Source organism: Alphaproteobacteria bacterium (genome assembly GCA_024244705.1).
Taxonomy (GTDB): Bacteria; Pseudomonadota; Alphaproteobacteria; order JAAEOK01; family JAAEOK01; genus JAAEOK01.
Map to the genome: position 1 here is coordinate 17,219 of JAAEOK010000050.1, position 21,111 is coordinate 38,329.

Sequence of the window (21,111 nt, forward strand, 5' to 3'; positions counted from 1 at the left end):
CGGTCAGCGTTCTTCCTTGCGGAACGGAATCAGCAACGCCGCCGGCGCCCGTGCCGACCGCGAGAACACGGCCATCGCGACGATCGTGATCACGAACGGCATCATTAGGAATATCTGGTAGGGGACGTCAATCGCTCCGGCCGATTGGAGGCGCAATTGCAGCGCATCGACGGCGCCGAACAGCAGCGCGGCCAGGCCGCAGCGCCAGGGGTCCCACTGGCCCAGAACGACCAGCGCGATGCACACCCAGCCGCGCCCGGAAATGACGCCGAAGGTGAAGGCATTGAACTGCGCCGTCGACAGGTAGACGCCGGCGATGCCCATCAGCATGCCCGAAATCATCAAGCCTTGGTAGCGGGTGAGGGTGACGCTGACGCCGGCGGAAATCGCCGCGTGCGGGTTCTCGCCGACGGTGCGGAGACTGAGCCCCCACGGCGTTTGATAGAGCACGTACGCGGCCACCGGCACCAGCAGGAAGGCGAGGTAGACCAGCGTGACATGGTCGAACAGGACCGGGCCGAAGAAGGGTATATCGGAAAGCCAGGGAATCGGCGCCGGCTGAAACGCCTCGACGTTGGGCGGCTGCGACGGCTGGCCGAAGATGAGCCGGTAGAAGAAAAAGGTCAGACCGCCGCAAAGCAGGGTGACGCCGAGACCGGAAACGTGCTGGCTGAGGCCGAAGGTCACGGTGAGCAGCCCCATCAGGGCGCCGAACAGGATTCCGGTTAACGCCGCGGCCGCCACTCCGATCCACAGATTGCCGGTAAAATAGGCGGCGCTGAACCCGGTCATCGCGCCGATCAGCATGATCCCCTCGATGCCCAGATTGAGCACGCCGCCGCGTTCGGTGAACAGCTCGCCCATGGTCGCCAGCAGGAGCGGCGTGGCGATGCGGATCATCGCCGCAAAGAACCCGACCGAAAGCACCTGATCGAGGATTTCCATGGTCGCGGTCCTCGGCGTCAGCCGGTGCCGGCGCGTTGGACGCGCAGGCGATAGTTAGTGAACAGCAGGGCGACCAACATGCACACCAGGGCCATCCCCTGGATGACCTCGGCGAGGAACACCGGGACGCCGGTCTGGCGCGACATGGTTTCGGCGCCGGTGATGACGGCGGCAAAGAACAGGCTGGCCGGAATGACGCCGAGCGGGTTGAGCCGCGCCAGCATGGCGATGACGATTCCCGTATAGCCGTAGCCGGGCGAAATCGTCGCCATCACCTGGAAATGGAGACCGGCGACCTCACCAACGCCGGCGAGCCCGGCGAGGGCCCCGGATATCAGCGCCGAAAGCACGATCACGCGGCCGATGGAAATTCCGCTGAATGCGGCGGCGCGGGGGTTTTCGCCGACCGCCCGGATGGCGTAGCCGAGCGTCGTGTGCGCCATCACGAACCAAACCGCGACGCAGGAGACAATCGCGATGATGACGCCGAGATGGATACGCGTGCGTTCGATCAAGATCGGGAACTCGGCCGCGAGGCGGATATCCGGCGAATCCGGGTAGCCGCTCAAGGTGTCCTTCCACGGCCCGTCGAGCAGCGCCAGCATGCCATAGAGGATGACGAAATTGAGCATCAGCGAGGCGACCACGTCATCGACCTTGAACCGCGTCCTGAGGATTGCGGGGACCAGTGCCCAGGCACCGCCGGCGGCGGCGCCGGCGACGATCATCGATGGCACGATGCTCCATTCCGGAAGGAACTCCCGTGCTCCGATGAAGGCGGCGGCCATGGCGCCGGCGAGCAATTGCCCCTCGCCGCCGATGTTCCAGAACTTGGCCCGGAAGGCGACGACGACGGCGAGGCCGGTCAGCGTGATCGGGGTCGCCTTGACGATCGTCTCGGCGATATTGAAGCTGCTGCCCAGCGCGCCTCGGAACAGCGCCGCGTAGGCGCCGATGACGTCGGTGCCGGCGAGGACGATCAAACCGCTGCACAGAATCAACGCGGCCAGGATCGCCGCGACCGGCAGCACGACGTTGAGCCACGCCGGGGTCCGCGCCCGCGGCTCGATGCGGAAGCGGATCATGCCGCCACCGCGGCGCCGGCCATCAGCAATCCGATTTCGCCGACATTGGTCTCGGCGGCACGGCGTATGCCGACGATGCGGCCTTCGTACATGACGGCGATGCGGTCCGATATTTCGAATATCTCCTCGAGGTCCTCGCTGATCACGATCACGCACTTGCCGCGATTGCGCTGGTCGACGAACTTGCGATGGACGAACTCCTTGGCCGAGACGTCGAGGCCGCGGGTCGGCTGCGCCGCCACCAGGACCAACGGATCCCAGGCCAGCTCCCGCGCCAGCAGCGCCTTCTGCAAATTGCCGCCGGAGAGCGCACCGGTCCTGATCTCAGGGTCGGGGGCCTTGATCGCGTAGGCGTCGATCTGGGCGGCGACGAATTCGCGGATCGCGGCGCGCCGAACGATACCCCAGCGGCTGAACGGCATCTCGGTGAAGCGCGGCAGCACCATGCTGTCGGCGAGGGGGAGGGTGGAAATCAGCCCCGAACCGATGCGGTCCTCGGGGATCATCGATACGCCGAGCGCCTGCATCGCCCGTGGCCCGCCGCCGCGTGCCGCCGTGCCGTCGACCGCGACGGACCCGGACGCCACGTCGACGATTCCGGCGATCACTTCGGCCAACTCCCGTTGTCCGTTGCCCGAGACGCCGGCGACACCGAGAATTTCGCCGCCGCAGACGTCGAGCGAGACGCGATCGAGGACCGGCCGCTCGCTGCCGGGGCGGAGAACGGTGACCTCGGTCAGGCGCAGCAGGGTCCGGTCCGGCGCGCGTGTGGCCTTGTCCGGCGGCTTGAGGTCGTGGCCGCACATCAATTCCGCCAGACCGCGGTTGGAGACCGTGTCGTCATTGGCGATGTCGGCGGTAATCCGACCATGGCGCATGACCGCGATGCGGTCGGTGATTTCGCGTACCTCGTTGAGCTTGTGCGAGATGAAAATGATGCCGACGTCGTCGGCGACCATGGCGCGGATGGCCCCGAACAGTCCGTCCGTCTCTTGCGGGGTGAGGACCGAGGTCGGTTCGTCGAGGACCAGGATGCGGGCGCCGCGGAACAGCGCCTTGACGATCTCGAGGCGTTGCTGCTCGCCGACGGTGAGCGAACGCACCAGGCGGTCGGGGTCGAGGTCGAGGCCATAGCGCGCGACCAGTTCGGCCAGCCGCGATCGCGCCGATTCGCGGTCGAGACGCCCGTTCCGCCCGGGCCGCCCGACCATGAGGTTCTCCAGGACGGTGTGGCGCGGCACGAGGTGGAAGTGCTGGTGCACCATGCCGACACCGTGGGCCAGGGCGTCGGCCGGAGTCCGGACCGACACCCGCGCGCCGTTGATTTCGATGGTGCCCGCATCGGCTTCGTAGATGCCGAACAAGACGTTCATCAGCGTCGTCTTGCCGGCCCCGTTCTCACCGAGCAGGCCGAGGACCTCGCCATGGGCGAGGGTCAGGTCGACGCCGTCGTTGGCCCGAACCGAGCCGAATTGTTTGGTGATTCCGCTCAGGACCAGGAGCGGCGGGGGGCTCTCAGTCATTCACCGGCCGTCACCGATGCCGGCCGGTTTGGCGCTGTCTCGTGGTGCCATTCCGGCCGGCCTTCGATGCCGCTGTTCGGGCCGGCGTCGGTCAGTCGGACGACGGCGTGCCTTCGTCGATATCGACGCGGAAGTTACCGTCCAGAATCTCGGCGCGGCGATCCTCCACCATCTGCTTGACGTCTGCCGGCAACTTGTCCGCCCAGCCATGATAAGGGGCGAGGTAGGAGCCACCCTTGGTCATGTAGGAATACTGGCCAAAATCCTGGGCGTCGTAGGCGTCCGCGGAGACTAAATTGATCGCCTGTTTGACCGTCGGCCACATGTCCCAGACCACGCTCGTGATCACCGTATCAGGGCCGAGCCCGTTCTGATCCGACATATTGCCGATCGCCATGGCGCCCTTTTCCGCCGCCGCTTCGATGACCCCGAAACGTTCGGCGTAGAGCACGTCGGCGCCGGCTTCGAGTTGTGCCAGCGCCGCTTCCTTGGCCTTCGGCGGGTCGAAGAACGAGCCGATGAACGAGAACTTGCACTTGACTTGGTCGTTGACCTCCTTGGCGCCGGCGCAGAAGGCATTGCTCAGCCGGTTGACCTCCGGGATCGGCATCGCGGCGACGACACCGACGACGTTCGACTTGGTCATCTTGCCGGCGATCATGCCGGCGAGATAGGCGGGCTGGTGAATCCAGTTGTCGAAGACGCTGAAATTCGGATCCGCCGGCCCGATGCCCGAGCCGAAGACGAAGGCGACATCCTCATAATCGCCGGCGACGCGGCGGGTGATGCGTTCGGTGCCGAACGAATCGCCCATGATCAGGTCGTTGCCGCCTTCGGCGTATTCCCGCAGCACGCGCGCGAAATCCGCCGCCGTGACGCTTTCCGACCAGACGTACTCGATGCCGAACTCGTCCTTGGCCTTGAGCAGCGCGACGTGGATCTGGTTGACCCAGGGCTCCTCGATCGGCGTCTCGAAGACCGCCGCTACCTTGAGCTTGCCATCCTGTGCATCGGCGTCCTGGGCCGCCGCGATAGCCGCCGCCAACGGCAGCGCGAAAAGCGCGACGGCGCCACGCCATCGCTTGGCGTTTCCGAGTCCAAACATCTGATCCTCCCCGAAGAATTGTGTAAACGATTGACCCCGTGACCGGGCCGGCCCGTCCGTTCCCGCCAACGGCGGACGGGCCCAGTATAGGTGAACGCGAGACGAGTTCCAGATTCTTTGCCATCTCACGGCGGCAAATCGGCCGGCGCCGCCCGCCGATTGGATTGCCTCACTATTTCAATGGCTTGCCGGCGTGCGAATCGGGTGGCAGACTCTCCACCGCGATGCCCGAGTACCCCGATGTCACGGTCTATATCGAGGCCCTCCGCCGCCGGATCGACGGCGCGGCGCTCGAAGAAATCCGGCTGGCCAGTCCGTTCCTGCTGCGTACCTTTAGCCCCGCACCCTGGGATGTGGCCGGCCGCCGCGTCGTCGCTATCAGGCGTATCGGCAAACGCATCGCCATCGGGCTCGAGAACGATGCCTGGCTGGTCATCCATTTGATGATCGCCGGCCGCCTCCACTGGAAGCCGGCCGGAGCCGCGATCCCCGGCAAACGCGGTCTCGCCGCCTTCGACTTCGCCAGCGGCACGCTGATCCTGACCGAGGCCGGATCGAAGAAGCGGGCGTCGCTCCATATCGTCGCTGGCGGCGCGGCGCTGGCGGCCTTCGATCCCGGCGGGTTGGAGGCGTTCGAGATCGATCGCGACGCCTTCGCCGCGGCGCTCGGACGCGAAAACCACACACTCAAGCGGACGCTGACCGACCCGCGCCTGCTGAGCGGTATCGGCAATGCCTATTCCGACGAGATCCTCCATGCGGCCAGGCTGTCGCCGGTTGCCATGAGCCAGAGCCTGACGCCGGACGAGGCGGCGCGACTGTTCGCCGCGACCAAGGATACGCTGACGCGATGGACAGAGACTTTGCGTGCCGAAGCCGGCGACGGCTTTCCCGACAAGGTCACCGCGTTTCGCGATGCCATGGCGGTTCACGGCCGCTACGGCAAGCCGTGCCCGGACTGCGGCACCGCCGTGCAACGCATTCGCTATGCCAGCAACGAGACCAACTACTGCCCGCGCTGCCAGACCGGCGGCAAGGTGTTGGCCGACCGCGCCTTGTCACGGCTGTTGAAAAAGGATTGGCCGCGGACCATCGACGAATTGGAAAAGCTCAAGCCGGCGCGGTAGGTCCCGGGATTGGGTAAGGTGCCAATGCCACGGCTGGCGCCCAGGACCCGGCGATAGGATTCCGCTCGCGACCGCGCGACGCCGATGGGCCCGATCGTCCCGCCGGCCGACACATTGTGATAGGCTGATCGTCGGGCGGAGGATGGTCCGGTCGGCTCCGGGGTCTTGCGTTCGGGTGCGTCTGTGGCAAGAGAGCGGAAGCGATGGTGGACGAGCGTGACGCAGAATCGCAGTCCGAGGCCGCCGCCCTGGAACACCTCACCGGCCCGTCCCGCGGTAAGGTGACGTGGCTAAGCGGTTCCGCCCTGGACATCACCTTGAGCCCCAATCGGTATATCCGTGTCTCCGAGGCCCACCCCGGCGAACCGCAAGACAATCTGGTCGCCCGGCTTCACCGTGCCGAAGACAGCTATGAGATCGAGGCCATCGAGAGCCGGCCGCTGTGGGTCAACGGCGTTCGCGCCACCGCCCGAAAGCTCACCCATGGCGACATGATCGAGTTCGACGAGACCGGGCCGGTGTCGCGGTTCTGCCTGTTCCGCGAGAACAGATCGGTCCGGACGACCGTCGCCGAAATCATGAGCGACGCGCTGGATTACATACGGGTCAGCCGCAAGCCGCCGACGGCGCGAATTTTCACGGGCCTTTGCCAGGTTCTGAGACGGCTGACCCGGAACACCACGATCCTGTTTCGGGTCGGCATCGTCCTTGCGGTCGTCGCCCTGGCGATCGTGACCTACCAGCAGAGCCGCTTGGACACCTTGCTCGAGGAACGAATCGACAGCGGCGCCGCCCGTCTCGAAGGTTTCGCCGCGGCCTTGTCCCGCGCCCGCCAGGAAGCGCTGACGCCGAACGACCTGCAGGCGCTGCGCGCCGAGTTGGGGCGCCAGCTGTCGACCAGCTCGGAACGCCTGGAAACGCTCGAGCAGCGCTCGCTCGCCAGCAGCCGGGTGATTGCCAACGCGATGCCGTCGATCGCGTTCCTTCAGGGCGCCTATGGCTTCCGCGAACAATCGAGCGGCCGCATGCTTCGCCATACCGTCGATGACGATGGCCGGCCGCTGATTTCGCCCCGCGGCCAGTCGCTGCTGACGCTCGATGGCGACGGCCCGGTGGCCGAGCGCCAATTCACCGGAACCGGGTTCGTAGTCGGAGACGGCGGCGCGCTCGTCACCAATCGCCATGTGGCTTTACCGTGGGAAGACGATGCCAATGTGGAGACGCTCGCAGGCCAGGACCTGGAGCCGGTGATGATCAAGTTCATCGCCTACCTGCCCGGCCAACCGGGGGCCGAACCGGTCGAACTGTTGCGCGCCAGCGAGGAGGCCGATCTGGCCGTGCTGGTCCGCGGAGGCGGGGTCCGGACGGGACCCGGTCTAACCCTCGCCGACGGCGCGCGGCGGCCCGGCGACGAGGTGATCGTCATGGGCTACCCGACCGGTCTTCGCTCGATGCTCGCACAATCGGGCGACAAGTTCATCGAGCGGCTGCAGGAAGACAACGATACCGGGTTCTGGAGCGTTGCCGCCCGCTTGGCCGAGGAAGGGTATATCGCCCCGCTCGCCAGCCGCGGCATTGTCGGCCAGATCTCGCCGGCGACGATCGTCTACGACGCCGAAACGACGCTCGGCGGTAGCGGTGGCCCGGTTCTCGACATCGACGGCGCGGTGATCGCGGTTAACACCGCCATCCTGCCCGAATTCGGCGGTTCCAATCTCGGCGTACCGGTGGCGATGGTGCGGGCGCTGCTGGCAGAGGCGGGACTGCGCTGAGCCCGGATGATGCGATTATTGAACCGGTAAGCGCCTTCACTCCGGATGATCTGCGGCGAGCCGGTCGGCGGCCCGTTTCTTCAAGAAAACCCGATCGACCTTGCCGGTCGCGTTGAGCGGCATCTCGTCGAGCACGACGATGGTCTCGGGCGCCTTGTAGCCGACCCTTTCCCGGGCGAAGCGGATGACCTCCGAGGGAGACGGCGGCGCGACCCCCTCCTTCACGGCAATATAGGCCCAGACGTTCTCGCCATGGACCAGATTGTGGACGCCGACGACGCCGGCGTTCTCGACCGCGTCGTGGGCGAGCAGCGCTTCCTCGACCTCTTGCGGGCAGATGTTGGAGCCGTCGTGGATGATGATCTGTTTCTTGCGGCCGCCGAACCATAAGAAGCCGTCATCGTCGATGCGGACGATGTCGCCGGTATTGAGCCAGCCGTCCTGGATCGTCTCGGCGGTCGCCTCCGGGTTGTCCCAATAACCGATCATGTTGCAGCGGGCCTTGATCCACAGCGACCCCGTCGCGCCGGCTGCCACCTCGGCACCGGTTTCGTCGCGGATCGAGGCTTCATAGCCGGGCATCAGGCATCCGATCGAGCCCAGCTTTTCGATGCCCGGCGGCGGGTTGAATGTCGCCATGCCGATCTCGGTCATGCCGTATTCCTCCTCGACCGTCGCCCCGGCGAGATCGATAAATCTATGCTCGAGCGCGTCCGACACCTTGTCGCCGCCAGCAAAACAGATCCGGATCGAGGCGAAATCGTCGTGCGTCGCGTCGTGGTCGCGGATCAGGCCGAACAATGCCGCCGGCAGCATCCACAACAGCGTCGGCCGGTATTCCCGGAACAGCGGCAGCAGCTCATGGCCGTCGAAGGTCTTGGCGATGATGGTCGGCGCCCCCACGGCCAACGCTATGAAGGAGAACAGGAATCCGCCGATATGGGAGATCGAGGCGCCGGGCAGCATGACGTCGTCGGAGTTCATCTCCAAGGCCTCGACGCTGGTGGCGAACATCCAACCCAGGGTCTCGAACGTATGGGTGACGCCCTTGGGCTTGCCAGTGCTGCCCGAGGTGAAGAAGATCGCCGTCGCCGCCGCGGGATCGGGCAAGGGCAATTCGACGCCGGGAGAGTCGGCCTGGCACAAGGCCTCGAAATCGAGCGCCCCGGTGCCGCGCCCGCCGTAGGTGACGATGCCGAGCGGCAAATCGCCGGCGCGTTGGCTGGCCGCCAGATCGGCCGCCCGTTCGGCATGGGCGAGCAGGATGCGGGCGCCGCTGACCTCGAGCGCATGGTCGATTTCGGGCGCCATGTAGCGGTAGTTGAGGGGCGTGACGACGAGCCCTGCCTTCATGCAAGCGATGTAATGGACGATCAGCTCGCAGCGATTCGGCATCAGCGAGGCGACGCGGTCCCCGGGCGTGAGGCCGAGGGCGAGCAGGCTGCGGGCCAGGCGATTACCGGTCTCGTCGAGGGCGCGCCAGGTCCAGCGACTCTCCGCAGAAGCCAACGCCAGTCCATCCGGATTGGATTCGAGCGCACGGTCGAGAATCGTCGGCAGATTGACCGGCGTCGTCAAAGGCGGTCCCGATAGCGGCATCGTGCGTCCCCTCGATCGTCTGTGCCTGGCCGTCTCAGCCGCCATGGCCCATTTGGCTTGGCTCCGGTGAGGGTACGGTCACGGAATGCGACCTACCAAGCAATATCTGCCTCTGGTTGTCGTGGGATGCTGTATGCCGGCCGCGAACCACCCGGCGCTAGCACCAGCTCGCTTCGTCCTCCGAGGGGTTGCGCAGAAGTTCCTGGACGTTCGCTTCGAGCAGCCGGTAGCCGACATTGCCGAACAGCTTTTGCCGGCCGTTATTCATGATGTAGGTCGGGCTGCCCTCGACCCCGTGATTGAGGCTCAGATTATAGTCGCCGGCGAGCGCGGCGATCGCTTCCGAGGATCGTATCTTTTGCTCCACCCGGCCATAGTCGATGCCGAGGCTGTCGGCGATTTCGGTGTGGGTCCCCCAATCGGAGATATCCTCGGCCGCGGCGAAGAAGGCGCGGCGCAACTCCCACGCCGCGCGCGTCGACACCCGGTCGAGATAGGGTTGCGGCGCGGCGTCGGGTCCAGCGTCGTCGCGCTCGATGAGTTCGACCGCCTTGAGGAAAAGATGGGCGCTCGCCGAAGTGCGCGGCCGAATTTCGAGCCACAGGCGCTCGTGTACATCGATGTGCGGAAACTTGCCGGCGACTTTGTTGATGTGACGGTTGAAGCCGTCGAAGCCGCCGCGCGTTTTCCAATTCTCTTCGATCTTGCTCCAAGCGTCCGGAAAGACCGAACAGAAGTGCCCGTCGATCGCGATTTCATCGCCGAATGTCTGCACCAGCTCCTCGAGGCGGCGTTGGGCGGCGTAGGCCCAGATGCACAGCACATCGGAATAATATGAAATCCGAATGGGAGACATGCGGCAGCGCCTCGGGTGATCGGTCCGATAATGCCACACCGTCGCCCTGTTGTCCGCCGGTATTGAGATGATCCACGTCGATCACGGTTTGCGAACGGGCCGGCACCGAGTGGCCCTGGTTTGGCGCGGTCTGCCATCGCATGGCAATAGGACGTGACGCCGCCTCTAGCCGCTTTCTTTTACCTTTGGAAAGAAGCCCAGTGTATAGAGGATCGCTTGCAATTCGGTAGCCAGAATCGATTTGAATCCGGATTCGATCAGACGCTGGGTCGAGTCGTCCATTTCGCGTAGGTAGGGTTGCCATTCGATGTCTGTCTCGATACAGGAAGACCTGTTGCCGACGGCATACCCACCAGCCTCGCCAACTTTGCGTACGACGATCTTGATCATGCTGTAGAAGCAGGATTGCTGCAACCAGATGCGGTCGTTCTTATAGAATCCGAGGCCACCAACCAATCGCGGTGCGCTTGGAGGCCCATCAAAGGGTTCGATGGTCAGATATGTGTCGGCGCCGACGTCGCGGGCGGCCTTCTCGATTGTTGCGGCAACTGCGTCATAGTCGAATCTCTCGCCAAACAGCCCAGGACTCGGGTCGAAGTAGCGGGCCAGAATTTGCGGGCGGGCGAATTCCAGTGACACAGTTTCCGCCGTGCCATATTGGTTGAGCATTTCGACAGCGATCGATTGGGTGTAACCACCGAGGTGCCAATCGGATATCGCATTCACATTTCTCGTCTCGCCGAGGAAGGCCTGATATTTGACCGTGTAGAAAAAGTCGCCAAACAGCGAAACGACGCCAACCTTGCCAACATTTTCAAACGTTTTGCGCGGTGTCGTTTCGCACCCGACCAGCGCAATTGCAACCGCCAGGATGGTCAGAAATCGGGCGGGTCCCGAAAGCAAGATCATCGTCCCCTCGACTCAGTAAACGCGGGTTACTTCGTAACCGCGCGCCTGGAGCCGGGCAATCACGCCTTGCTCGCCGGGAAGATGACCTGAGCCGACGGCGACAAAAGCGCCGCCCTTGTCGATCCATGGCAACATGCGCTCGGCGAAGCGATTGCTACGTTCGTTTAAGAGGTGATCGCGAAATCGGCGCGTCGTGGTGTCTTCGCCTGAATCGTCAAGGTTCCACCGCGCGGCAAGCCAACCGGTTTCGCGCGCCAAATAAGCGCGAATTTCTGCTTCTCGCGCGGCATAGGCTGCATCTGTCGGCAAGTAGATATCGATCAGCGTTGCCCTCAAGAGGTCAATCTGATGCATCTCGGGGAGTCGGTCGAAGGCCTCCATGACCTCGAACGCGGTCTCGAGCCCGAACAGTGTCTTTCCATTCTTGCGCGCTAAACTCTCCAACCTATCGTCTAGAACCAGGGCACCGGTGGGGTCACGCCCAACCTTCTCTATCAGCATTGCAACGGCCCAAGGTTTAAGGGTCCGGACCTCGGATTTGAGCTCATCCTGGTTTTCACCAAGCGTGTAGATCGCCTCAAACATGTCCGGACCGATGATCTGCTCAAGATCGCGCCCGTCCGGTAGCCGCATAATCGCCTCGACCTCAGGGTTCTCCGTGTCGGGGCTGATATTCTCAAGCCCGACCGCGACCGATGAGCGAAACGCGTCGTCGACCGGAGGCGGTAGCACGACGATACGCGGATCCGAAAGGTGCATAGTGCCGAAAACATAGCTTGGCGGGCTGTTTTCGATATCAATCCGCCACAGCAGGCCGACACCATTGACGAGAGCACCGCTTTGTTGCGAGTCGTGCGCCTCGGAGGTTTGGGTGGCACCCGGGGGCCGATCGCCATCGGTAACGCAGGCCGCGGACAGGGCAAGGACGAGCAGCGCGGCAAAAAAAGCGCCTATCCGAGGTCCGCCGCACACGCGAACAGAGACAAAGTCGAACAGCGTTGCCCGCCGACGCGCCGGCGGCTCTATCTGAGAACTCACTCCTGAAACCTCCAGGCGATTCAATCCGCGCCAGGATTTCTTACCTTTGTGGATTTCCAACCAACAACGACGCCAACTCACTTCTACATTCCTCCCGCACACACCGCAAGGTTGAGAACAGCCAACAAGACTCCCCACCTCGATTGGAAGTATCATTCGGCTGCGGCCGAACAGAATCGGACCAGGTATAGCCTTCGGTCGAACGGGTACAGTTGGTAGAAATCGGGTTGTGGCGAGCGGAGTTTCATACGCCGATTGGGCGTCCAGAGGAGACATTTCTAGTCGAGGTTTCGTCGCCGAATGTCTGCACTAGTTGATCGAGGCGGCGCTGGGTGCATGGTTGCCAGAACGCGCGATTCGGGAGACGATCGTCAGGTTCTTTTCGATTCCATCGGAAACAGCGATGGCGGCCAAGGCATGACCGATCCCCAGAATCTCGATAGCAAGCTCGACGCGGTCTACCAATCGGGCGGCGACCGGGCCAAGCTCGACCACATCTATGACGACTGGGCGCGTAACTATGACCGCGATGTATGGGCATCGGGCGACCCTTACATCGCGCTGCTGGCCGGCATGGCCGGGCGATACATTCGCGACTGCGGCGCCAGAATTCTGGACGGCGGCTGTGGCACCGGCAACATGGCCCAGATCTTACGCCTGATCGGATACAACAACATCGTCGGCATCGATCCATCTGACGGCATGCTCGCCGCGGCTCGGGCCAAAGGATGCTATGCCGAGTTGCACAAGATGGTGCTCGGGGCCGAAATCGACCTGCCGGCCAACAGTTTCGATGCCGTCACGGCGGCCGGTGTCTTGTCGCACGGTCATGCGCCGCCGGAATCCCTCATCGGCCTGCTCGCGGTGGCCAAGCCCGGCGCGCCGATCTTGTTCTCGATCTCACGAATCGCCGTCGAGGAAGGCGGATTCGATGCGATGTTCGCCGATCTCGAGCAATCGGCCGCCTGGGCGCTCGAAGAACGGACCGAGCTTTTTCAGACCTATCCATTTTCGTCGCGGCACGACGACCTGCGTCACTGGGTCTATGTGTACCGCAAGGCGAGGTAGGGTTTCGTCGAGCAAGCCGCCGACCATCCTCAGCTGCCCGTCACCGACGCCCGACTATCCGGCCGTCAATCGGATCGTCCGTCCCGGGGTGCGTCGATGAACGCGGCGGTGATGGCGTTGAATTTCGCCGGGTTCTCGAGAAACATGAAATGGCCTCCACCCTCGGCCTCCTCGAAGATTTCCAGATGCGAGCCCGCGACCTGTTCGTGAATCCACACTTGTGACTGCCAGGGCACCGGGCTCGCCCGCCCGGAGACGACGAGGGTGGGCACCGAGAGCCGGGGAATGGTGTCGCGCCAGTCGTGGGTTGCGACGTCATGAATCATGCGGGCGGCGAGCGGGCGCGGCAGCTGGAGGTTGATCTCGAGCAGCCAGCTTCTTTCCGCGCGCGGCATGGCGGCGGTGACCATTCCGGCGAGCAGTGTTTCGGTTACTGCTTCACCGTCGGGACCGCGAAGATCGTGGACCAGTTTCTGCAGGTCAGCGCATTCGAGAATCGCCCCGGCGCTTTGCCGTTCGACGGCCGTCCATTCCGGATCGGCGACCAAAACGGGATGTTGGTCGACGAGGACAAGCCTGGCAACCCGCTCGGCGCCGAACAGATCCCAATAGCACCAAATCACCGAACAGCCCATGGAATGACCGAACAGGGTGATCTCGCGAAGGTCCAGCGCCTCGAGGAATTCGTGCAGATCCTTGGCCAGTCGCGACAGTCGGTAGCCATGGGTCGGTTTCTCCGACAGCCCATGGCCGCGCATGTCGAGGGCGAACGCGTGGTGGGTTGGGCCGAGGCCCACGAGCTGGTGCTTGAACAGGTCGGCCGACTGCGACCAGCCGTGAAGCAGCACGAGCGGTGCGCCACTTCCGGATTCCAGATAGTGCAGCCTTACGCCGTCGGTCGTTTCGAACGATTTCATGAAACGCTCCGTCGTCATGCTGGGCGCAGGCTAGCCGGTCCGAAATCCCACGTATAGCCGCTCGAGTTGGCGGGCGAGACACGGCGGCCTATTCTGGATCTCGCTTGTCAATCCGGATGCGCCGCGCCGCATGCCACAGGGAGAACCAGCGATGAAACATGTACCCGAATCGGCGGGAGAGTGGCTGCAATGCCCGGGCTATGCCAAGAAAGTCTTGTTGACCGCGGACGATTTGAACTGCGACGGCGGGTTGGTCCAGCTCATCGAAATCGCACCCCGCACGTCGGTCGCCGACCATTACCACGACCGTTGCACCGAGGCCTTCCACGTCGTGGCGGGTGGCGGCACGTTCGTCATCGACGGCATTGAGATCCCTCTGCGGCCCGGCGACACGCTGAGCTGTCAGCCCGGCGAAGTGCACAGCACGCGGAACGACGGCGCCGAACCCTTCGTCTATGTGGTCTTCAAGACCAATGCGGTCGACGGCGATATCCATTGGGTCGATTGAGTCATATTGGTCCCGCGCGGTCCGTGCGTTCGTCATCGGTCTCCTTGCCATGAACTCTGAGCGCTTTAGACTGGGACCGGTTCCGGTGACATCCAACAACGGGAGGCCCCATATCATGCATAGAAATATATGTGCGGCGCTCTTCGCCGCGGCCGCCGCGACCGGCCTGGCGACGACGCCCGCGGTCGCGGCAACCGCCTGGCAACCGCCAACGGTCCAGGAGTGCGCGCAGGCGCCGTCGGGCGATTGCAACGTCGAGGTCGCCTGTCCCGAGGCAATGCCTTTCGTCGTCCAGGGCGCCGGCGGCATGCCGGCGGCGGAGCCGCCCAATCACGCCGTCGCGATGACCATGAACCTGCCGATTTCCCAGAACGCGTGGCGCATCCGCTGGCGCAACATGTCGATGCTGGGCGGGGCGACGGTCAAGGTCGCGGTGCGGGTCAAGTGCAGCGACGATGCCGGCGAAGCCGGCTGGCCGGGCTGATGCCGTTCGCGACCGTGCGCCTGGCCGACGACCCGGACGTGATCGCGCCGGACGGCTCCGAGGTCAGAATCCTGTGCGCGACGGCGGCCGGCAGCATGGCGCACTTCACGTTGCCGCCGGGCGGCATCTCGATCGCCGTCGCCCACCGTACCATCGACGAAGTCTGGTATTTCATCTCCGGCCAGGGGCGCATGTGGCGGCAGGACGATGACGGCGAGGACATCGTGGAGGTCGAGCCGGGGATTGCGATCACCATTCCGCTTGGCGCCCGGTTCCAGTTCCGCTGCGACGGCGATGAACCGCTGACCGCGGTCGCCATCGCCATGCCGCCGTGGCCCGGCGCCGATGAGGCCTTTGCGGTCGAAGGACCGTGGCAGCCGAACGTATGACCCGACCCGGCGGTCGGAGGGAATAGCCGGATTGGGCGCAATCGAAGACCGGTTGCAGAGCCTCGGCATCGTCATCCCCGAGCCGCCGGCGGCGATCGGCAATTTCGTGCCGGGCGTCGTCCACGGCGACGTCCTTTATGTGTCGGGCACCTACGGCACGGTCAAGGACGGTCAAGGCAACGACGTCATTCCCAAGCCGGGCAAGGTCGGCGACGAACTGAGTGTCGAAGACGGCTACCGATCGGCACGCCAGATGGCGCTCAATCACCTTGCCCTCGCCGAATCCGTCATCGGCAATCTTGACCGGCTGCTGCGGCCCCTGCGGCTGGTCGGCTACGTCAATGCGGCGCCCGGGTTCAAGGACGCGCCGTCGGTGCTGAACGGCGCCTCCGACCTGCTGATCGAAATCTTCGGCGCCGAGCTGGGCCCGCACGCCCGCATGGCGCTCTATCAGCACGAACTCGCCCGCGATGCGCCGATCGCGGGGGAGGTCATGTTCGCGTTACGGACCCAAGCCAATGGTGGCGAACGGGGCAACCCGGGAAGGGACCTATGCCCGCTTCCAGCTCTCGGGGAAGGGCCGTTCGACCGCGCGCTCGACCATTTCGAGACGGTCCTGGCCATAGAACATGTCGCCGTCGACGAAATAGGTCGGCGAGCCGAACACCGAACGGCGGATCGCCTCGTCCGTGTTCTCTTCATGGATGGCCTGGATTTCCGGCGACGGCGCCGCGTCGAGCAGCGGCCCCGGGTCGATGCCCGCGTCTTTTCCGAGCCGCGCCAGCGTGGCAGGGTCCGACAGATCGGCGTCGTCGCGCCAATGGGCCTCGAGCAGGCTATGGGCCAGCCGGTCGATGTCGAAGCCTCGAATGTCGGCCGCGATCAGCATGCCGTTGGGCAGGGCAAGGTCCTTGTCGTGGTGGGTCGGGCGTCGATTCATGATCGCGACCTCACGCAGTTCCGCCCAGCGTTCGATCTCGCGTCCGAAGAAGTAGGCGCGTCGTGTCGGGGACATTCCCGCGAACGGCGCCAGGCCGGTGGCGGCGATCACCCGGTTGAGGTCGATCGGGCGGTGGACGATGCGCCGCTTCGCCGCCCGCGCGATTTCCATGAGCCGAGCCGAGCCGATATAGGCGAAGGCCGAATGAGCGGCATAGAAATATTCGATCGTTGTCATGGTGCCCTTATAATGCTGAATGGCGCGGCGCTTCGACGCGGCCATCGCGCCTTTGTCTACGGCGATCGAACGCCATGTTCAAGCGGGGTATCCCGCGTCAATCATTGGAGACCGGGCACGGTTCCCGAGTTGCTCCGCACGGATTATGATCGGACTCTGCCGCTTCAGCGGCCGGCGAGGCGGGTCGAGGCGGCACGGGATTGATTGCGGGTAGGATGGAGCATTTCCTGATCGTTACTGCTTGCTTGAACGCCGCCGGCGGATCGAGGTCGAGGAAGCCCCGCGCCCGGCCAACCCGAGTCGGCCGATGAAGGTTCGTGCCGTCAATGGTGATCTCGGCGCGTTGGCGGCTCTGTGTTTCCAGCGGGGTAACCTGGCGCAGGCCGATCTCCTGTGCCGGGCGGCGATCGCCGAGGACGGCGATAGTTCGGAACTCCACTTCATGCTGGGCCAGATCGGCGAACGCGCGGGGCTGCTGGACGGCGCCCGGCGCCACTACGCCCATGCCAAGGACGATCCCGCTTTCGCCGCCCGCGCCAGCGAGCGGATTTCCGACCTTGCCGAAATTGCCCGCACCCGGGACGCTCGCACCGGTGAGTCCTATCTGCTGATCAAGGCGTGGGGCCAAGGCTTCTGGTCGGACGTCACCCAGGTGCTCGGCCATTTGCTGGTGGCCGAAATCACCGGCCGCACCCCGGTCGTGCATTGGGGTCGGAACTCGCGCTACAGCGACCACCCCGAGGCGGATGCCTTCCGGTCGTTTTTCGATCCGGTCTCGGCGCTTTCGCTCGATGACCTTCTCGGGCGCGGCTATTCCTACTTTCCGCCGAAGTGGCACGACGGCAATTTGGCGGACGAGCAACTCGACCTGTGGCAGGGTCCGCATTCCCGATTCTGGAGCCTGTCGGCGGCGGCCCGCCCAGAGGACGTCGTCGTCGCAGATTTCGCCATGCCGGTTTTCCAAGTCGTTCCCTGGCTGCCCGACGCCCATCCGCTCAGCGGCCGCAGCGTCGATGAGGTGTACCGGGCCCTGATCGACAACTACCTGCGTCCGCGCCGCGCCGTCGCCGAGGAAATCTCAAACTTTGTCAGTGCCCGGATACGGCCAGCCGGGCCGCTCCTCGCGGTGCATGTCCGCGAAACCGACAAAGGCGCCGAGGCCGGTCCGATGGACCAGTTCCGGCGCTTTTATCACGCCCGGGCAGTCCAGTTTCTGCGAGAATTTCCGGAGGGCAGCCTCTTCCTGATGACCGACAGCGCCGATATCGCCGCCGAATTTTCGGCCCGTTACGGATCGCGGGTCTTGGCCCAGGAGTGCCGGCGCAGCCGAGACGGCGCGGCGCTTCACTTCTCCGATCTTCCCAACCGCCACCGCCTCGGCGTCGAGATCATGACCGATACCTATGCCGCCGCCGCCTGCGACGCGTTCATCGGATTCGGGTCGTCGAACGTCGGCGCGATGGTGGACTACCTAAAGATATGGCCCGTCGGATCGTGCCTCCTCCTCACCGGCAATGGACTCGCGCGGCCGAACCTGGTCTTGCATGACGAAGAAGGCCTGCTCAAGGACAAGCGTATTGCGTTATTCCTCGAAGTGTCCGTCCCGCCGGATTTGGCGGCGCTCGCCGACAGGATCGACGCGGGCGGGAGCGCCCGTGGGCGCTCGCCCGCCTCTTAGTCTCGGTCCGCTCCATCGGCCGCGGCGATGTGGGCGGCGAGGTCCGCCAGCCCGCCATGTTCGGCCAACTGGCGCGCCGTCTTGTCGGCGAAGCCCGGCGCACCGCTGCCGCGCAATCGGGTGTCGGCGCCGGCATCGACGAGATACTCGGCAACCCCGGAATGGCGGTTTAGTACCGCCAGCATGAGGGCGCTGAGCCCGTATTTGGCGGTGACGTCCTTGTCGGCGCCGCGGTCCGCCAGAAGGCACAGCACCTTCTCCCGGCCATGGAGAGCCGCCAACATCAGCGCCGTTTGGCCGTAGCGGTCGCGGCAATCGATGTCGGTGCCCTCGGCGAGCAGACGCTCGATGACCTCGCCATCGCCGTCGATGGCGGCCTTGCGCCAATCGTCCCGCATTATCCGTCCCGGCCGTACATGGTTTACCCGTCATCAAGAGGCTGGGCGAAACTATACGATCTTTCGATTGGCTTCGCGAATCCGGCCGGCCGGCGAACGAGGCGTCGATTGCTGCAAGGATGAACCTCCTGCCTATATTCCAGAACGATTGGGAAGTCGCCCAAGACATGCGGGCTTAATCCACTATCGGTATGCTGGTATGGTGGTTCGGCTATGTCCGAACCAGGAATAAACCTCGCCCTCTTCGGTCTGTTAGGAGCGTTTGTTGGCGCCGTTCCGGGAATACTCGGCGTTCTATATACCTGGTTCAAGAACCGGGATGCCGTTTCGAGGTCCTTGAGAAGAATAGAACTCGCGAAATCCGAAGTAGAATTCATTTCAACCTGGTTGGAGGTGGCGTCCTCTTTAGACGACGACGAAGCATTGGAGCGTCGGCGGCAGGCGGCGCGCACGCGCTTGGACAGGCTCATCGACCTGACCGAAGAGGAAATCGAGCGGAGAGCCGTTGAATCGAAGGAGGACGACGTCGCGCCCAAGAAGGCGCGGGGCAATATTTGGTTCTATGTCTACTCCGGGTTCTTTTTTTTCATGATGCTCGGCGCGAGCATTGATGACCAAAATAATTTTTCGATCCCGTACCTAATTAAGGAAATTTCGGGTGAAGGCGGGGTCGTCTTATTGGTATTCGGAATCCCGTGGGCCGTATTGTTCGTTCGATTCCTTCTATCAAAGCGCCGGAGCGCATGACAAAGCATCGCATGAGGCGGATCATCGATTGGTTGCAGGCGATGCCCGGTCGATGATGGCGGCGAAATCGACGCCGGCAGGCAATGCGCCGTAGGCACCGGTCCAGCGCGTTCCAAGACGCGAGGCACAGAAGGCGTCCGCCGTCGCCGCCGGCGCATGTCGCACCAACAGCGCGCCCTGAAGCGCGATCGCCATCATTTCGGTGACGCCCCGAGCGCGCACTTCCAAGTCTTCGGGCCGGGCGAGTTCATCCTTGAGCGTGTCGGCGGCGGCGTCCAAGGCGGCATTGGCCCCGCGCGCGGCATCGAGTTCGGCGAGGAAGGCGGGGAGGGCGGCATCCTCGCGCTGCATCGCGCGCAGCACGTCCAAGCACATGATGTTGCCCGATCCTTCCCAGATGCTGTTGACCGGCGCCTCGCGATAGAGGCGGGGCATGATCGAGTCTTCGATGTAGCCGGGGCCGCCGTGACATTCCATCGCCTCGAAGACGTGGCCCGGCGCGCGTTTGCAGTTCCAATACTTGGCCACCGCGGTCCCGATGCGGGCCAAGGCGGCGGCGGCTTCGTCCTCGGCCGCTTCGTCGAGCGCGCGGGCGATACGCAGGGCCAGGGCGAGCGCCGCCTCGGCCTCGACGGCCAGATCGGCCAGCACGTTGCGCATCAAAGGTTGCTGGACGAGTTTTTTCTGGAACGCGGTCCGGTGCGCTGTGTGGTGCAGCGCCTGGACCAGGCCCTGGCGCATCAAGGCGGCGGAACTGACGCAGCAATATATGCGGTTGCCCTGAACCATATCGATGATCGTGCGCACGCCCCGGCCGTCCTCGCCGACCATGACGCCCCAGGTGTCCTGAAGCTCGATTTCGGAGGACGCATTGGAGCGATTGCCGAGCTTGTCCTTGAGGCGTTGGATGAAGAGGTTGTTGCGCTCGCCATTCGGCATCCAACGCGGGACCAGGAAACATGATAGCCCGACATCGGTGTAAGCCAGCGTCAGGAAGGCGTCCGACATCGGCGCCGAGCAAAAGAACTTGTGGCCGGTGAGCCGGTATTCGGCACCCGGGCCCGTGGACTCACCCACCGCCTCGGCGCGTGTCGAATTGGTCCTTACGTCCGAACCGCCCTGCTTCTCGGTCATGAACATGCCCATGGTCGCCCCGGTTTTTTCGCTCACCGGGATATCGCGCGGGTCGTAGGAGGTCGAAAGCAATCTCGGGATCCAGTCGTCTCCGACAGATGGAGTGGTGCGCAGCGACGGCACCACGGCGTAGGTCATCGCCATCGGGCACAGCACGCCGCCCTCGGCCTGATTGAACATGTATGTGAGCGCCGCGTGCACCACTTGAGACCCGGATTCGGCATGCCGCCAAGCGAAGTTGGGTACTTCGTTTTCGATCGCGACCTTCATCAGGTCGTGATAGGCGGGATGAAACTCGACCTGGTTGATGCGCATGCCGTAACGGTCGAAGGGCTTGACCTCCGGGATGTGCCGATTGGCGAAATCGGCCTTTTCAAAGATCTCGGCGGCGCCGGTGATTTTGCCGAAAGCCGCCAGCTTTTCCTCGGCCCAGCCGCCGCCCTCTCGCGCGACGCCGTCGCGCAGCGCCCTATCGCTGCCCCACAAATCCTGATCGCCGAGATGCGGCGGCATGTTCGTTACTTCGTGGGTCGGCAGAATAGCCAGCGGTCTTACCGGTATCATCGTGTCATATCCTCACAACAGCGGCACGCCGGCGGCGTCCTTCGAGCAAGCGAATTAGATCGAATGTTAGTGTAACACCGCGCGACCG

General features: G+C 64.2%; 20 protein-coding genes and 1 pseudogene. 9 read left to right on the plus strand and 12 right to left on the minus strand.

Annotation, left to right across the window (positions count from 1 at the left end; genetic code table 11):
• Positions 1-3 precede the first annotated feature (3 nt).
• From GY791_07875 to GY791_07890, 4 genes are all read right to left on the minus strand, one after another.
• Positions 4-945 carry an ABC transporter permease gene (locus tag GY791_07875; GenBank protein MCP4328338.1) on the minus strand — a complete coding sequence of 314 codons (942 nt, stop codon included), beginning with the start codon at positions 943-945 and terminating at the stop codon, positions 4-6.
• A gap of 17 nt (positions 946-962) precedes the next feature.
• Positions 963-2,030, minus strand: a complete 1,068-nt coding sequence (locus GY791_07880; GenBank protein ID MCP4328339.1) for an ABC transporter permease — start codon at positions 2,028-2,030, stop codon at positions 963-965.
• A complete protein-coding gene (locus GY791_07885; protein ID MCP4328340.1) occupies positions 2,027-3,553 on the minus strand; it encodes an ABC transporter ATP-binding protein in 1,527 nt (508 codons plus the stop codon). The genes GY791_07880 and GY791_07885 overlap by 4 nt, the downstream gene beginning before the upstream one ends.
• 91 nt (positions 3,554-3,644) lie before the next feature.
• On the minus strand, positions 3,645-4,658 hold the full coding sequence (locus GY791_07890; GenBank protein MCP4328341.1) for a BMP family ABC transporter substrate-binding protein: 1,014 nt from the start codon (positions 4,656-4,658) through the stop codon (positions 3,645-3,647).
• Between the two features lie 224 nt (positions 4,659-4,882).
• Between GY791_07890 and GY791_07895 the strand changes: the two genes are divergently transcribed.
• Together GY791_07895 and GY791_07900 are read left to right on the plus strand one after the other, a co-directional pair.
• Positions 4,883-5,785 (plus strand): formamidopyrimidine-DNA glycosylase, encoded by a 903-nt coding sequence (locus tag GY791_07895; GenBank protein MCP4328342.1) that lies wholly within the window; start codon positions 4,883-4,885, stop codon positions 5,783-5,785.
• Between the two features lie 203 nt (positions 5,786-5,988).
• Entirely contained in the window at positions 5,989-7,557 is a 1,569-nt protein-coding gene (locus GY791_07900) for a trypsin-like peptidase domain-containing protein (GenBank protein MCP4328343.1), read from the plus strand.
• Between the two features lie 36 nt (positions 7,558-7,593).
• Here the strand turns inward: GY791_07900 and GY791_07905 are convergent, their stop codons facing one another.
• The 4 genes from GY791_07905 to GY791_07920 all read right to left on the minus strand — a co-directional run bounded on the left by GY791_07905 (position 7,594) and on the right by GY791_07920 (position 12,115).
• A complete protein-coding gene (locus GY791_07905; protein MCP4328344.1) occupies positions 7,594-9,156 on the minus strand; it encodes an acyl--CoA ligase in 1,563 nt (520 codons plus the stop codon).
• Between the two features lie 157 nt (positions 9,157-9,313).
• Positions 9,314-10,012, minus strand: a complete 699-nt coding sequence (locus GY791_07910) for a disulfide bond formation protein DsbA (protein MCP4328345.1) — start codon at positions 10,010-10,012, stop codon at positions 9,314-9,316.
• Positions 10,013-10,177: 165 nt separating this feature from the next.
• Positions 10,178-10,921: a hypothetical protein gene (locus tag GY791_07915; GenBank protein ID MCP4328346.1), complete on the minus strand. Its 744-nt coding sequence runs from the start codon at positions 10,919-10,921 to the stop codon at positions 10,178-10,180.
• 12 nt (positions 10,922-10,933) lie between these two features.
• Positions 10,934-12,115 (minus strand): TraB/GumN family protein, encoded by a 1,182-nt coding sequence (locus tag GY791_07920; protein MCP4328347.1) that lies wholly within the window; start codon positions 12,113-12,115, stop codon positions 10,934-10,936.
• Positions 12,116-12,295: 180 nt separating this feature from the next.
• On the opposite strand from GY791_07920, the gene GY791_07925 reads away from it, so the two are divergent.
• A complete protein-coding gene (locus GY791_07925; GenBank protein MCP4328348.1) occupies positions 12,296-13,027 on the plus strand; it encodes a class I SAM-dependent methyltransferase in 732 nt (243 codons plus the stop codon).
• Positions 13,028-13,092: 65 nt separating this feature from the next.
• On the opposite strand, the gene GY791_07930 is transcribed toward GY791_07925, so the two are convergent.
• Positions 13,093-13,944, minus strand: a complete 852-nt coding sequence (locus tag GY791_07930) for an alpha/beta hydrolase (protein MCP4328349.1) — start codon at positions 13,942-13,944, stop codon at positions 13,093-13,095.
• Positions 13,945-14,095: 151 nt separating this feature from the next.
• Between GY791_07930 and GY791_07935 the strand changes: the two genes are divergently transcribed.
• The 4 genes and pseudogenes from GY791_07935 (at position 14,096) to GY791_07950 (ending at position 15,836) form a co-directional block, all read left to right on the plus strand.
• On the plus strand, positions 14,096-14,452 hold the full coding sequence (locus GY791_07935; GenBank protein ID MCP4328350.1) for a cupin domain-containing protein: 357 nt from the start codon (positions 14,096-14,098) through the stop codon (positions 14,450-14,452).
• A 115-nt stretch (positions 14,453-14,567) separates the two neighbouring features.
• The gene (locus GY791_07940; GenBank protein ID MCP4328351.1) at positions 14,568-14,936 is read left to right on the plus strand and encodes a hypothetical protein; all 369 of its coding nucleotides are present in this window, start codon (positions 14,568-14,570) and stop codon (positions 14,934-14,936) included.
• A 14-nt stretch (positions 14,937-14,950) separates the two neighbouring features.
• On the plus strand, positions 14,951-15,325 hold the full coding sequence (locus tag GY791_07945) for a cupin domain-containing protein (GenBank protein MCP4328352.1): 375 nt from the start codon (positions 14,951-14,953) through the stop codon (positions 15,323-15,325).
• Positions 15,282-15,836: pseudogene (locus GY791_07950) on the plus strand (RidA family protein). Before GY791_07945 ends, GY791_07950 begins: the two are co-directional and overlap by 44 nt.
• A 39-nt stretch (positions 15,837-15,875) precedes the next feature.
• Here the strand turns inward: GY791_07950 and GY791_07955 are convergent.
• Positions 15,876-16,502, minus strand: coding sequence for a 2-hydroxychromene-2-carboxylate isomerase (locus tag GY791_07955; protein MCP4328353.1), 627 nt, complete (start codon positions 16,500-16,502; stop codon positions 15,876-15,878).
• Between the two features lie 307 nt (positions 16,503-16,809).
• Between GY791_07955 and GY791_07960 the strand changes: the two genes are divergently transcribed.
• A complete protein-coding gene (locus GY791_07960; protein MCP4328354.1) occupies positions 16,810-18,180 on the plus strand; it encodes a hypothetical protein in 1,371 nt (456 codons plus the stop codon).
• On the opposite strand, the gene GY791_07965 is transcribed toward GY791_07960, so the two are convergent.
• Positions 18,177-18,578, minus strand: coding sequence for an ankyrin repeat domain-containing protein (locus GY791_07965; GenBank protein ID MCP4328355.1), 402 nt, complete (start codon positions 18,576-18,578; stop codon positions 18,177-18,179). The two genes, GY791_07960 and GY791_07965, sit on opposite strands and share 4 nt — an antisense overlap.
• Positions 18,579-18,791: 213 nt before the next feature.
• Here GY791_07965 and GY791_07970 point away from each other — a divergent pair, with 213 nt between their 5' ends.
• Positions 18,792-19,325 carry a hypothetical protein gene (locus tag GY791_07970; GenBank protein ID MCP4328356.1) on the plus strand — a complete coding sequence of 178 codons (534 nt, stop codon included), beginning with the start codon at positions 18,792-18,794 and terminating at the stop codon, positions 19,323-19,325.
• Between the two features lie 21 nt (positions 19,326-19,346).
• Here GY791_07970 and GY791_07975 read toward each other — a convergent pair whose 3' ends face one another.
• Positions 19,347-21,023 carry a DNA alkylation response protein gene (locus GY791_07975; GenBank protein MCP4328357.1) on the minus strand — a complete coding sequence of 559 codons (1,677 nt, stop codon included), beginning with the start codon at positions 21,021-21,023 and terminating at the stop codon, positions 19,347-19,349.
• Between the last annotated feature and the right edge of the window lie 88 nt (positions 21,024-21,111).